This is a genomic window from Mumia quercus, assembly GCF_025506335.1.
Lineage (GTDB): Bacteria > Actinomycetota > Actinomycetes > Propionibacteriales > Nocardioidaceae > Mumia > Mumia quercus.
In genome coordinates this window covers 452,746-466,159 of record NZ_JANZYO010000005.1, presented here as the reverse complement: position 1 = coordinate 466,159, position 13,414 = coordinate 452,746, and the positions used below count along the sequence as shown (strand labels likewise).

The 13,414-nt window shown below is 71.3% G+C and carries 8 protein-coding genes; 5 read left to right on the top strand and 3 right to left on the bottom strand.

Features of this window, described 5'->3' with window-relative positions:
• Positions 1–32: 32 nt before the first annotated feature.
• On the bottom strand, positions 33–2,741 hold the full coding sequence (locus NYZ95_RS14365) for a bifunctional acetate--CoA ligase family protein/GNAT family N-acetyltransferase (RefSeq protein ID WP_262851992.1): 2,709 nt from the start codon (positions 2,739–2,741) through the stop codon (positions 33–35).
• Between the two features lie 81 nt (positions 2,742–2,822).
• Here NYZ95_RS14365 and NYZ95_RS14360 point away from each other — a divergent pair, with 81 nt between their 5' ends.
• Positions 2,823–5,282, top strand: coding sequence for a DNA gyrase/topoisomerase IV subunit A (locus NYZ95_RS14360; protein WP_262851991.1), 2,460 nt, complete (start codon positions 2,823–2,825; stop codon positions 5,280–5,282).
• 7 nt (positions 5,283–5,289) lie between these two features.
• Here NYZ95_RS14360 and NYZ95_RS14355 read toward each other — a convergent pair whose 3' ends face one another.
• Positions 5,290–5,721, bottom strand: coding sequence for a VOC family protein (locus NYZ95_RS14355; protein ID WP_262851990.1), 432 nt, complete (start codon positions 5,719–5,721; stop codon positions 5,290–5,292).
• An 85-nt stretch (positions 5,722–5,806) separates the two neighbouring features.
• Here NYZ95_RS14355 and NYZ95_RS14350 point away from each other — a divergent pair, with 85 nt between their 5' ends.
• The 4 genes from NYZ95_RS14350 (at position 5,807) to helR (ending at position 11,128) form a co-directional block, all read left to right on the top strand.
• A complete protein-coding gene (locus NYZ95_RS14350) occupies positions 5,807–6,508 on the top strand; it encodes an LppX_LprAFG lipoprotein (RefSeq protein ID WP_262851989.1) in 702 nt (233 codons plus the stop codon).
• Positions 6,505–8,268 carry an MFS transporter gene (locus tag NYZ95_RS14345; protein ID WP_262851988.1) on the top strand — a complete coding sequence of 588 codons (1,764 nt, stop codon included), beginning with the start codon at positions 6,505–6,507 and terminating at the stop codon, positions 8,266–8,268. Before NYZ95_RS14350 ends, NYZ95_RS14345 begins: the two co-directional genes overlap by 4 nt.
• Before the next feature lie 10 nt (positions 8,269–8,278).
• Positions 8,279–8,791 (top strand): beta-class carbonic anhydrase, encoded by a 513-nt coding sequence (locus tag NYZ95_RS14340; RefSeq protein WP_262851987.1) that lies wholly within the window; start codon positions 8,279–8,281, stop codon positions 8,789–8,791.
• 150 nt (positions 8,792–8,941) lie between these two features.
• Positions 8,942–11,128 (top strand): RNA polymerase recycling motor ATPase HelR, encoded by a 2,187-nt coding sequence (gene helR / locus NYZ95_RS14335; protein WP_262851986.1) that lies wholly within the window; start codon positions 8,942–8,944, stop codon positions 11,126–11,128.
• 14 nt (positions 11,129–11,142) lie between these two features.
• Here the strand turns inward: helR and NYZ95_RS14330 are convergent, their stop codons facing one another.
• Complete coding sequence (locus NYZ95_RS14330; RefSeq protein WP_372500486.1) at positions 11,143–13,380, bottom strand: DNA gyrase/topoisomerase IV subunit B; 2,238 nt, start codon at positions 13,378–13,380, stop codon at positions 11,143–11,145.
• Positions 13,381–13,414: the final 34 nt, after the last annotated feature.

Genomic DNA, 13,414 nt, shown 5'->3' with positions numbered 1-13,414 from the left:
CGCTGTCCCCGACACCGGTCTGCGCCACTTCATCAGCGGGCCACCGTGTCGCCGAGGCCGGCCGGCGAGCTGAGCCGGCGGACGTACCAGTCGCGCCGGTTGTCGACCGGCTGCGCGACCCGCGCCCTCGCCTTGAGCACGCGGTAGCCGTCATGCCCCGCGAGCACCGGCTCGAGGTTGATCTCGGCCACCTCCGGCAGGTCGTCCTTGAGCGCCGCGACACGCTGCAGGAGGTCCTCGACGGAGTCCAGGTCGGCGCGCGGGCCTCCCCGGTAGCCGAACAGCAGCGGCGCCGACTTGAGCTCACGGATCATCTCGGCGGCGTCGACGTCGGTCACGGGTGGGATCCGGTACGAGCGGTCGTCCAGGAGGTCGCTGGCCGCACCGGCGAGGGCGAACGACAGCAGCGGGCCGAACAGCGGGTCCTCGACCGTACGGATCGACATCGGGACCCCGGGCGGGGCCATCTTCTGGACCACGAACATCGCCCGCTCCGGAGGGCCGATGTACTCGGTCATCGCCGTCCACGCCTCGCGCATGTCGTCGGCGTCGGAGACGTTGCGCCACACGTGCGTCATGTCCGGGCGCGCGCGCACCGTGTCGGCGGTGGCCTTGAGGACGACGTTCCAGCCGAGCTCGTGGCCCGCAGCGATCGCCGCCTCGAGCGTCGGCGCACGGAACCAGTCCCAGAGGTCGATGCCGTACAGGCGGAGGAGGCGGTGGACGTCGTCGTCGTCGAGCCACCCGCCGTCGGGCGTACGGCTGAGGGCGGCGCGGACCAGGTCGCTCGCGGCCTCGCGGTCGACGTCCTCGTAGTGGGCGATCTGCCCTTGGTCGCGTCCGGCCCAGGCGGCGTAGCTGACGACGCGGGCGAGCGCGCGCACCGCCGACTCCGGCGCCGAGTACGACGGGACGGAGCCGCGGCCGGCCGCGCCCTCGACGTCGGGGACGCGCAGCAGCTCGGGCACGCCCTCAGACCCGAGGAACGTGGACACGATCGGCTTGTCGGACTGCTCCCCCACCGCGGCGAGCACGTTGGCGACGTCCTCGCCGGTGGTGTTGACCGGCGGGATGTAGACGGCGACGATCGCGTCGACGTCGGGGTTGTCGATCGCCGTGTCGAGGGCGTGCTCGAAGTCGTCGGCACCCGCGCCCGCGCCCAGCGCAATGGGGTCGGCGACCTTCAGGCCCGCCGCGGTCGCGGCGTCGGCGACGAGGAGGGCGAGGGCGTCGGAGTTGCCGACGACCGCCACCCGCGGCCCGCGCGGCAACGGCTGGTGCGCGAGCAGCTGGGCCACGTCGAACATCTCGTCGAGCGTGTCGACCTGGATCACGCCCGCCTGGCGGAACATCGCGTCGACGGCCGACTGCGGCGCGGTGGTCTTGCGGACGGCGTGGCCGACAGGGACACCCTGGGTCGAACGGCCGGACTTCACCGCGACGATCGGCTTCTTGCGGCCGACGCGGCGCGCGATGCGGGAGAACTTGCGCGGGTTGCCGATGGACTCGAGGTACAGCAGGACGACCTCGGTCGCGTCGTCCTCCTCCCAGTACTGCAGGAGGTCGTTGCCCGACACGTCGGCGCGGTTGCCGGCCGAGACGAACGTCGAGAGGCCCAGGCCCCGGCGGTCGACGTTCTCGAGGATCGCGAGCCCGAGCGCACCGGACTGGCAGAAGAACCCGACGCGGCCGCGTGGCGGCATGATCGGCGACAGCGACGCGTTGAGCCGCATCTGCGAGGACGTGTTGATGACGCCGAGGCAGTTGGGGCCGACGAGGCGCAGCCCGTACGAGCGGGCGAGCCCGACCAGGCGGCGCTGGCGTCGGCGCCCCTCCTCGCCGATCTCGGCGAATCCCGACGAGATGACGATGAGCCCGTGGACGCCCTTGGCGGCGCAGTCGAGCACGACCTCAGGGACGGACTCGGCGGGGACGGCGATGACGGCGAGGTCGACGTCGCCCGGGATGTCCTGGACCGTCTTGTACGCCGGCAGGCCCGAGACCGCCTCGGCCTGCGGGTTGACGGCGTACACGGCGCCGGTGAAGTCACCGAGCACGAGGTTGCGGACCATGCCCTGGCCGATCGTGTCCTGTCGGCGGCTCGCCCCGACGACCGCGACGCTGCGGGCGTTGAAGAACCGTTCGATCGACGCGGCCTCGGCGCGGTGCTCGCGCGACTGCATCACCCCGATGGCGGTCTCCGTGGGGTCGATCGAGAACACGAGGCGCATCACACCGTCGGCGACGCTGCGCTCGACCTGGTAGCCCTGGTCGCGGAAGACCTGGATCATCCGGACGTTCTCGGGGAGCACGTCGGCGACGAAGCGGTGGATCCCCATCTCGCGGCCGGCCTGGGCGAGGTGCTCGAGGAGGAGCTGGCCGAGCCCGCGGCCCTGCTGGTCGTCCTCGACGAGGAACGCCACCTCGGCCTCGCCGTCGGCCACCGCGTCGTAGCGGCCCACGGCGATGATGCTGGCGCCGATCGTCACGACGAAGGCGACCCGCTTGTCGTAGTCGACGTGGGTGAAGCGCTTGACGTCGCGGTCGGACAGCTTCGGGTACGGGGCGAAGAAGCGGTAGTACTTCGACTGCTCGGAGACCCGGGCGTAGAAGCGGACCAGCTCCTCGCCGTCGTCGGGCGTGATGGGCCGCAGGTGGGCCGTGCCGCCGTCTCGGAGGACGACATCGGCCTCCCAGTGCTCGGGATAGCGCTCGTCGGGTACGTCGAGTTCGTCGGCCACACGCCAGAATCTACCGCCTGATCCCAGCGTGGGGACCGCCACGACCCGGTCGCGTCGGCCCGATGGCCTAGGGTTCGATGCATGGCCCGCCGTACGCCGACTGCACCGCCCCCGGACGACTTCGAAGAGCACATCGTCGACATCGACGTGCGCGAGGAGATGCGCTCGAGCTTCCTCGAGTACGCCTACTCGGTGATCTACTCCAGGGCCCTGCCGGACGCGCGTGACGGCCTCAAGCCGGTCCAGCGCCGCATCCTCTACACGATGGACGACATGAACCTGCGGCCCGACCGCGGTCACGTCAAGAGCGCCCGTGTCGTCGGCGAGGTGATGGGCCGGCTCCACCCGCACGGCGACGGCGCGATCTACGACGCGCTGGTGCGGCTCGTCCAGCCCTGGTCGCTGCGGCTGCCGTTCGTCGACGGCCACGGCAACTTCGGCTCGCCCGACGACGGCCCCGCCGCGATGCGTTACACCGAGTGCCGGATGGACCATCCCGCCCTCGCGATGACGGCGTCGATCGACGAAGACACGGTCGACTTCCGGCCGAACTACGACGGTCGCGAGGAGGAGCCGTCGGTGCTGCCGTCGGCCATCCCCAACCTGTTGGTCAACGGCGCGTCCGGCATCGCCGTCGGCATGGCCACCAACATGGCGCCCCACAACCTCGTCGAGGTCGTCCAGGCGCTCCGCCACCTCATCAAGAAGCCCGAGGCGTCCCTCGACGACCTCATGCGCTTCATCCCCGGGCCCGACCTGCCCACCGGCGGCAAGATCGTCGGCCTCGACGGCGTCCGCGAGGCGTACGCGACAGGGCGCGGCAAGTTCGTGATGCGGGCGACCGCGCGCGTCGAGAACGTCACGCCGCGCCGCAAGGGCATCGTCGTCACCGAGCTCCCCTACAACGTGGGCCCGGAGAAGGTCATCGAGCGCATCAAGACGCTCGTCCAGTCGAAGAAGCTCCAGGGCATCTCCGACCTCAAGAACCTCACCGACTCCCAGGGCCTCAACCTCGTCATCGAGATCAAGAACGGGTTCAACCCCGACGCGGTCCTCGCCCAGCTCTACAAGATGACGCCGATGGAAGACTCCTTCGGCGTCAACAACGTCGCCCTCGTCGACGGGCAGCCGCGCACCCTCGGTCTGAAGGAGCTGCTGGAGGTCTTCCTCGACCACCGCATCGTCGTGGTCCGTCGGCGCAGCCAGTTCCGTCGCGACAAGGCCGCGGCACGGCTCCACCTGGTCGAGGGCCTCCTCATCGCGATCGTCGACATCGACGAGGTCATCGCGCTGATCCGCTCCAGCGACGACCGTCGCCATGCCCACGGGCGGCTGATCGAGGTCTTCGACCTCTCCGAGAAGCAGGCCGAGTACATCCTCGACCTCCAGCTCGGCCGGTTGACGCGCTTCTCGCAGATCGAGCTCGAGCGCGAGGCCGACGAGCTGCGCGCGACGATCGAGGAGCTGGACGCGATCCTGTCCGACGACGCGCTCCTGCGCGGCATCGTCTCCGACGAGCTCGGCGAGGTCGCCAAGAAGTTCGGCACGCCCCGTCGTACGGTCCTCCTCCAGAGCGCGGGACAGACGGTCACCGCCGCGGTGCCTCTCGAGGTCGCCGACGACCCGTGCTTCGTCCTGCTGTCGGCCACCGGTCTGCTCGCCCGCACCGCCGACGACACGGTTCCCGAGATCGACGTCGCCCACCGGCACCAGCACGACGTCATCGCCTCCGCCGTACGCGCGACCGCCCGCGGCGAGGTCGGTCTCCTCACCTCGGCCGGACGGCTCGTCAAGCTCAACGTCCTCGACCTGCCCGGTCTCCCGCCGACCGCCGCCGCCCCGAACCTCCAGGGCGGCCTGCCGCTCGTGGAGATCCTGGCGCTGCGCGACGGCGAGCGTCCTCTCGCCCTCACGAGCTTCGACCCGGACTCTCCCGGCCTCGCGCTCGGCACACGCAAGGGCGTCGTCAAGCGGGTCAAGCCGGAGTACCTCCCCAGCAAGGACGACTGGGAGGTCGTGGCGCTGGCCGACGACGACGAGGTCGTCGGCATCCGTCAGCTGGTCACCGCTGACGAGGAGCTCTGCTTCATCACCTCCGACGCCCAGCTGCTCCACTTCCCGGCGGCATCCGTGCGCCCGCAGGGCCGGACGGGCTCGGGGATGGCCGGCATCAAGCTCGCCGCCGGCGCCTCCGTGCTCTTCTTCGGCGCGTTCGACGTTGCGGAGGACGCCGAGGTCGTGACGATCGCGGGGGCCGCCGACACGCTGCCTGGCGCGGAGTCGGGCTCGGTGAAGGTCACGCCGTTCAGCGCGTACCCGGCGAAGGGACGCGCGACGGGCGGCGTGCGCTGCCAGCGTCTGCTGAAGGGCGAGGACCTTCTCGTCCTCGCCTGGGCCGGTCGTGGTCCCGCGATGGCGTCAGGGTCCGGCGGAGCCGCGGCCCCGTTGCCCGAGGTCGACCAGCGCCGCGACGGGTCGGGCGTCCCGCTCGCCCAGCCGGTCCTCGCGGTCGGCAGCCCGGTGGCGACGCAGCTGGTGTGAGGCTGCCTCAGGCGTCGGGCGCCGTGCTCGGCCGGTGGTGCGCCTCCTGGACGACCCACGAGTTGCCGTCGGGATCGTCGAAGTAGACGTACGACATGAAGTCGCGCCGCTCGGGATCGACTCCCGGCACCAGCCCGCCCTCGGCGAAGTGCTGGATACCGGTGTTCGTCACCCCGTTCGCCTCCAGGTCGGCGTGGGCGACCTCGATGTCGTCGACCACGAGGTAGACGCCGGTGGTCGCGCCGGGCTCCGTACCGACCAGGCCGATGCCGAACGTGATCGAGCACGCCGACCCGACGGGAGTGAGTTGGACGACCCTGAACTGGTCGTTCGGCTGGTGGTCGACGTCGAGGTGGAAGCCGAGCCGGTCGGCGTAGAACTCCTTCGCGCGGTCGACGTCGGTCACTCCCAGGATGATGTTCTCGATCTTGGCGTGCACGCATGTCCTCCCGTGGTGTGCCGCCCCGGGTGACAACGTCTCCCGCTGCGTCCTGAGCGGTTCAGGTACGCCTATGCTGACGCCCATGCTGAAGCGTGTCACCGTTATTTCCGTCCTGCCTCTGCTCGCCTTTGCCGCCGCCGGCTGCACGGGTGGCGGTGACGGTGACGACGGCTCGACGGGCGCGGACCTCTCCGACCGGCTCGCGGCCGCCCGCACGAACCTCGACGACGCGGAGAGCCTCTCGCTCTCGCTGTCCACCGAGAAGCTCCCGTCCGGAGTGACGGGCCTGCTCGACGCCCAGGGGAAGGGCAACCACTCCCCTGCCTTCACCGGCACCGTGAAGGTGTCGCTCAAGGGCGTGCCGGTGGGCGCGGAGGTCGTCTCGGTCGACGGCGAGGTGCTCGTCAAGACCGGCTTCTCCCCCGACTTCGTGCCGATGGACCCCGCGTCGCTCGGCGCGCCGGACCCCGCGACCCTGATGAAGAGCGACGGTGGCATCTCCTCGCTGCTGACCGAGACCGAGGATCTCGAGGAGGACGGCGAGAGCCGGGACGGCCGCGAGGTGCTCACGACGATCACGGGCACGATCCCCGGCTCGGTCGTCCGTACGCTCATCCCCACCGCACGCGAGGACGAGAGCTTCGACGCGACGTACCGCCTCACCGACGACGACGAGCTGCGCGATGTCGTGCTCGGCGGCCTGTTCTACGACGCCGACGAGCCGGTGACCTACAAGGTCGCGGTCGCGACCTCCGACGAGCCGGTCGAGATCACCGCGCCGTGACCGAGAGCGCCGCCGCCCCGGCCGGACGCGCGGCGCGGCTCCTCCTCGGCCTCGCTGCAGTCGCGGTCGCGTTCGCCGCCGCCGACACGTACGTCGTCGTGATGGCGCTGCCGGACATGATGGCGGCCGGCGGGCTCGGCCTGGACGAGCTGCAGCGTGCCGCTCCCCTGGTGTCGGGATTCCTGCTCGGGTACGTCGCGGTGCTGCCGCTGGTCGGTCGGATCGCCGACCTGCGCGGGCGCCGTCCGGTGCTGGTCGGCTCCTTGGTGCTGTTCGCCGTCGGGTCCGTCGTCACCGCGGCGGCCGACGGCCTGCTACCGATGGTGGCGGGCCGGTTCCTGCAGGGCGTCGGAGGCGGCGGTCTCGTCCCCGCGACGCTCGCACTCGTCGCGGACCTGTGGCCCCCGCGCCGACGGGGCGTGCCGCTCGGAGTGGTCGGGGCAGTGCAGGAGCTCGGCAGCGTGCTCGGACCCCTGTACGGCGCGGCCGTGCTCGCCGTCGCGGACTGGCGGGCGATCTTCTGGCTCAACTGCGCCGCCGGTCTCGTCCTCGCCGGGGCGATCCTGGCGACCGGCCACCGGCGAGGGACGGGCGCTCGCCGCGAGGCCACGGGATTCCCCGACGTCCTCGGTGCCGTCCTCGCGGTGCTCGCCGTGGCAGCCCTGGCGCTCACGCTCGCCGAGCCCGCCCCGATGCGCGACGACGTCGAGCTCGGCACGCTCTTCCTCCCGGTGGTCGGCGAGCTCCGCTGGACCACCCCGGCCGCGCTCGTGACGTACGCCCTCGCCGCCGCGTTCGTCGTCCGGGAGCTGACCGCACGACGGCCGCTGGTCGCACTGCGCACCTGGCCCGCCACCGCCCGTACGGTCGACCTGGGGGGTGCGTTGCTCCTCGGAGCGGCGCTCGGCTGCGTGATCGTGACGTTCGCGTCGGCAGACCCGGAGCAGAGCGTGGTGTCGCCCGCTGCGCCGCTGCTGCTGGGCGGCGCCGCCGTGGCGACGGTGGCGTTCGTCTGGAGGCAGCGGACGGCGACGGCGCCGCTCGTGCCCCGGCGGACGCTGAGCGCCCGTCCTGCCTGGGGCTCGCTGATCGTCTCGCTGTTCGTCGGCGCTGCCCTGATCGCGGCGCTGGTCGACGTCCCGTTCTTCGCGCGCCTGACCGAGCACCGCGGCTCGCAGCTCGGCGCCGCCCTCGTGCTCGTGCAGTTCCTCGTCGCCCTGCCGGTCGGCGCGCTCGTCGGCGGGTACGCGACGCGGCGCATCCGTCCCGGGTGGGTCGCCGGGGCGGGCATGGCGCTGGCCTGCGGCTGCTTCGTCGTCATGGCGGGCTGGGAGCGCGACGCCCTCACCCACCCGACGTCGTCGGTCGCGCTCGCGCTCGCCGGCCTCGGGTTCGGCCTCGCGGCCGCGCCCGTCAACGCCGCCCTGCTCGACGCGACTCCCGACGCCACGCACGGCATCGCCTCGGCTCTCGTGGTGGTCGCGCGCATGGTGGGGATGCTCGTCGGGATCTCGGCGCTGACGTCGTGGGGACTGCAGGCCTACCAGGACGCGGTCGCCCAGATGCCCGCGCTCGCCGAGCTCTGCCCCGGCTCGGCGACCACCTGCGACGCGTACAACGACGCGATGATCGACGCAGGCATCGTCCAGCTCAGCACCGTGTTCACCGGTGCGGCGGTGTGCGCCGGGATCGCGGCCGTCGTGGCGGTCCTGCTTCTCACCCCTCGTCCCGCGAGCACCGCCGAGGTCGTCGGCGACTAGGTTCTGACCTATGACGTCTTCTTTCGATGACCGCGGCTTCGACGACCTGCTGGCGGCGAACCGCGAGTACGCCGACCACTTCGACCTGTCCGGGTTCGACGGTGTCGCCCGCGCGGGTGTCGCGATCGTCACCTGCATGGACTCGCGCATCGACCCGCTGCGGATGGTCGGGCTGGAGCCCGGTGACGCCAAGATCCTGCGCAACCCCGGTGGCCGCGTCACCGAGCAGGTCCTCGTGGCGCTGGTCCTCGGCGCGAACCTGCTGAAGGTCGACCGCGTCATGGTCGTCGAGCACACCCGCTGCGCGATGGCCAGCGCGTCGGAGGCCGGTCTGCAGGCGCGGGTCGGCGAGGCGACCGGCACGGATGCGACGTGGATGTTCCTGGGTGCCATCAGCGACCAGCGCGCCGAGCTCGCCGAGTCGGTGCACAAGATCGACTCGCACCCGTTGATCCCGTCGCACGTGCGCGCCGGAGGGTTCCTCTACGACGTCGACACCGGGCTCCTCGAGCAGGTCGTCTGAGCCCGGGGCAAAGAAAAGGAGAGGGGGTGCGGCTCCCTCTCCCTTTCCAAGGTATAGCCGACCCCGGGGCTTGAAACAAGCCCCCCACAAGGGCGGAGAATCATCGGCCGAGGCCGCGCCGTGCGGCCCTCGTTCCTGATCGGAGCCGCCTTGCACCAGCCGTCCAGCCGTCCTCGGACCACTGTCTTCGCCCTTCCCGACCACCTCTCCGCCAAGGCCGACCCGGCCCTCATCGCCCGCGACGAGCGACACCTCGCCGCGATCGCGGACTGTCTCGAAGGCACGGTCGCCGACCTGACCGCACGCCTGGAGACGACGCGCAAGGCGCCTGGCGGCGAAGGCCAGGCGGCCCTCGAGCGCGACATCGAGATCCGCCGGCTGTCCGGTCGGCTGCGGATGCTGCGCCGCTTCGGGCTCGACCTCTGCCTCGGCCACATCGTCGCCGAGGGCGAGGACGAGCCGCTGTACGTGGGGCGCCTCGGCCTCACCGACTCCGAGGGGCGACGCCTGCTCGTCGACTGGCGCTCGCCTGCCGCCGAGCCGTTCTTCGCGGCGACGCACGCCCATCCGATGGGTCTGGAGAGCCGGCGTCGCTACCGCTGGAGCGACGGCCGGGTCACGGACTACTGGGACGAAGTGTTCACAGAAGGCGGCCTCGCCGGACACGCCGCTTCCCTCGACGACCAGTCCGCGTTCCTCGCCACCCTCGGCAGCAGCCGCACCGAGCGGATGCGCGACGTCCTCGGCACGATCCAGGCCGACCAGGACGCGATCATCCGATCCGGCTCGCGTGGCGCGCTCGTCGTGGACGGCGGCCCCGGGACGGGCAAGACGGTGGTCGCGCTGCACCGGACGGCGCACCTCCTCTACTCCGATCCTCGGCTCGGCCACCGGCGCGGTGGGGTGCTCTTCGTCGGGCCGCACGCGCCGTACCTCGCGTACGTCTCCGACGTGCTGCCGAGCCTCGGCGAGGAAGGCGTGCAGACCTGCACGCTGCGAGACCTGGTCCCCGAGGGGGCGACCGCTCGGCCCGAGTCCGACCCGGAGGTCGCGCGGCTGAAGGCGACCGTCGACATGGTGAGGGCCGTGGAGGCGGCGGTCGGCATCTACGAGGAGCCGCCGACCGAAGGGATGGAGGTCGACACCCCGTGGGCCGACGTGTGGGTGAGCGCCGACGACTGGGCGGAGGCGTTCCGGGCGCCCTCGCCGGGGACGCCCCACAACGAGGCGCGCGACGAGGTCTGGGACGAGCTGCTGACGATCCTGGTCGACAAGCTGGGGCTCGACGAGGACGACGACGGGCCGACGGCGGAGGAGGTCCGGCGTGAGCTCGCGCGCAGCACCGAGCTCCGTGAGGCTCTCGTGAGGGCCTGGCCGATGCTCGAGCCCACGGACCTCGTCGCCGACCTGTGGACCGTACGGGCTTACCTGCGCCACTGCGCGCCGTGGCTGAGCTCCGATCAGGTCGAGCGCCTGCTGCGTCCCGACGCCCAGGCGTGGACGGACGCCGACCTGCCGATCCTGGACGCCGCACGCCAACGGCTCGGCGACCCCGAGGCGTCCCGGCGCCGCCACCGCGACGAGGCCGCGCTGGCAGCAGAGCGCGAGCAGATGTCCCGCGTGGTCGACGAGCTCATCGCGGCCGACGACAGCGAGCTGCTGCTCATGACCACGCTGCGGGAGAACGACATGCAGAACTCGCTCGTCGACACGTCGGTCCTGGCGAGCGCCGACCCCGACCTCCTGGCGGGCCCGTTCGCGCACGTCGTGGTCGACGAGGCGCAGGAGCTCACGGACGCCGAGTGGCAGATGCTCCTCCTGCGGTGCCCGTCTCGGAGCTTCACCGTCGTCGGCGACCGGGCGCAGGCTCGGCACGGCTTCACGGAGTCGTGGGAGGAGCGGCTCTCGCGAGTCGGATTCGACCAGGTCGCGCTCGCCTCGTTGAGCATCAACTACCGGACGCCGGCGGAGGTGATGGCCGAGGCGGAGCCGGTGATCCGGGCCGCGCTCCCGGACGCGAACGTGCCCACGTCGGTGCGCGAGACCGGGGTCCCCGTCGTCCGCGGGTCGCAGGCGGAGCTGGACACGATCGTCCGCACGTGGCTCGACGCCCACGACGAGGGCATCGTCTGCGTGATCTCGGCCGACGGGAACGCCGGCGACGCCCTCGCGTCACCCCGCGTACGATCCCTGACGCCGGAGCTCGCGAAGGGCCTGGAGTTCGACCTCGTCGTGCTCGTCGACCCCGCGTCGTACGGCGCCGGGATCGAGGGCGCTGTCGACCGCTACGTCGCCATGACCCGTGCGACCCAGCAGCTGGTCGTGCTCATGCCCTGACGGGCGTCGCGACGTCAGGCGTCGATGCGGTCCGCGTCGAGCTCGTACGCGCCCTGGACGATGAACTCCTTGCGCGGCGCGACCTCGTTGCCCATGAGCAGCTCGAAGACCTCGCTCGCCTCCTCGGCGTCGTCGACGGTGAGGCGCCGCAGCGTACGGCGGCGCGGGTCCATCGTCGTCTCCGCCAGCTGGTCGGCGTCCATCTCACCGAGCCCCTTGTAGCGCTGGATCGGGTCCTTCCAGCGAAGGCCCTTCTTGCTCAGCTCGGCGAGCTTGCGCTGCAGCTCGGGGTCGGAGTACGTGTAGACGTACTTGTCCATCCCCTTCTTCGGGTTGGTCAGCTCGATGCGGTGCAGCGGCGGCACGGCCGAGAACACGCGCCCCGCCTCGACGAGCGGACGCATGTAGCGGAAGAACAGCGTCGCCAGCAGGCAGCGGATGTGCGCCCCGTCGGAGTCGGCGTCCGCCATGAAGATGATGCGGCCGTACCGCGCCTGCTCGAGGTCGAACGTACGGCCGGAGCCGGCGCCGACGACCTGGATGATCGAGCTGCACTCGGCGTTCTTGAGCATGTCGGCGATCGACGACTTCTGGACGTTGAGGATCTTGCCGCGGATCGGCAGCAGCGCCTGGAACTCCGACGAGCGCGCCGACTTCGCCGTCCCGAGGGCGGAGTCGCCCTCCACGATGAAAAGCTCGGTGCGGTCGTTGTCGTTGCTGCGGCAGTCGGCGAGCTTGGCCGGGAGCGAGCTCGACTCGAGCGCGTTCTTGCGGCGCTGGGTCTCGCGCTGCTGGCGCGCCATCTCCCGCGTACGCGCGGCCGAGACGACCTTCTCCATGACCGCGCGCGCCTTCGCCTTGTGCGCGGTCTTGTTGGAGGTGAGGAACGCCTTGAGCTCGTCCGAGACGACCTTCGCGACGATCCGGCTGACCGGCGGCGTGCCGAGGACCTCCTTGGTCTGGCCCTCGAACTGCGGCTCGGCGAGGCGGACGGTGACGACCACGGTCATCCCCTCGAGGATGTCGTCCTTGATGACGTCCTTGTCGCCCGCCTTCAGCTGGCGGTTCGCGCGAAGGACCTCGTTGAACGTCTTGGTGAGCGCGCGCTCGAAGCCGTTGACGTGGGTGCCGCCCTTGGGCGTGGCGATGATGTTCACGAACGACCGCATGGTCGTCTCGTACCCGGTCCCCCAGCGCAGCGCGATGTCGACACCGAGGTCACGCTCGACGTCCTGCGGCGTCATGTGGCCCTTGTCGTCGAGCAGCGGCACGGTCTCGGTGAAGTGGCCGGTGCCGGACAGGCGCAGCACGTCGGAGACCGCCGGGTCGGGCGCCAGGAACTCGCAGAACTCGGTGATGCCGCCGTCGTGCTTGAACGACTCCTCGTGCTTCTCGGGGCCGCGGAAGTCGCGCAGCACGATCTCGAGGCCGGGCACCAGGAACGACGTCTGGCGTGCGCGGGCGACCAGCTCGTCGTACGAGAACTCGGCGCCCTTGATGAAGATCTGGTGGTCCGCCCAGTAGCGGACGCGGGTGCCGGTGGTCGTCTTCTTGATCCGGCCGAGCTTGCGCAGGCCGCTCTTGGGCGTGAACGTCGCATCGGGCGTGTCGCCGGCGAACTCGCCCGGTGCCCCGCGGCGGAACGACATCTCCCAGCGCGCACCGTCCTTGGCGACCTCGACGTCGAGGCGCTCCGACAGCGCGTTCACCACCGACGCGCCGACGCCGTGCAGACCGCCGGTCGCGACGTACGAGCCGCCGCCGAACTTGCCGCCCGCGTGGAGCTTGGTGAAGACGACCTCGACACCAGACAGCCCGGTCTTGGTCTCGGTGTCCACCGGGATGCCGCGCCCGTTGTCCTGGACCTCGACGGAGCCGTCGGGGTGCAGCACGACCTCGATGCGGTCGCAGAAGCCGCCGAGCGCCTCGTCGACCGCGTTGTCGATGATCTCCCAGAGGCAGTGCATGAGGCCGCGCGTGTCCGTGGAGCCGATGTACATGCCGGGGCGCTTGCGGACCGCCTCCAGCCCCTCCAGCACGAGCAGGTTGCGGGCGTTGTACTCGGTGTCGATGACAGGCTCCTTCTGCGACGTACGACCCGGGGTGGCCGGGTGCGACGAAGCCAATCTACCGAGCGGGTCTGGCGATTCCGTCAGCCTGTAGGGGGTCCGCGCCCCGCGTGTCGCACGCCACACGCTGCGGACCTGCAGGAGTGAGGTTGTCGCTGACGGGTACGGTCGAGGTGTCGGCATCTCCGGGATGACCGGCACGGGAACACCTACCCGT

Excerpts from the sequence above, each read along its gene's own strand:
- NYZ95_RS14350 (WP_262851989.1), top strand. The coding sequence starts at position 5,807 with ATGCTGAAGCGTGTCACCGTTATTTCCGTCCTGCCTCTGCTCGCCTTT.
- NYZ95_RS14360 (WP_262851991.1), top strand. The coding sequence starts at position 2,823 with ATGGCCCGCCGTACGCCGACTGCACCGCCCCCGGACGACTTCGAAGAG.
- NYZ95_RS14330 (WP_372500486.1), bottom strand. The coding sequence starts at position 13,380 with ATGCCGACACCTCGACCGTACCCGTCAGCGACAACCTCACTCCTGCAG.
- NYZ95_RS14340 (WP_262851987.1), top strand. The coding sequence starts at position 8,279 with ATGACGTCTTCTTTCGATGACCGCGGCTTCGACGACCTGCTGGCGGCG.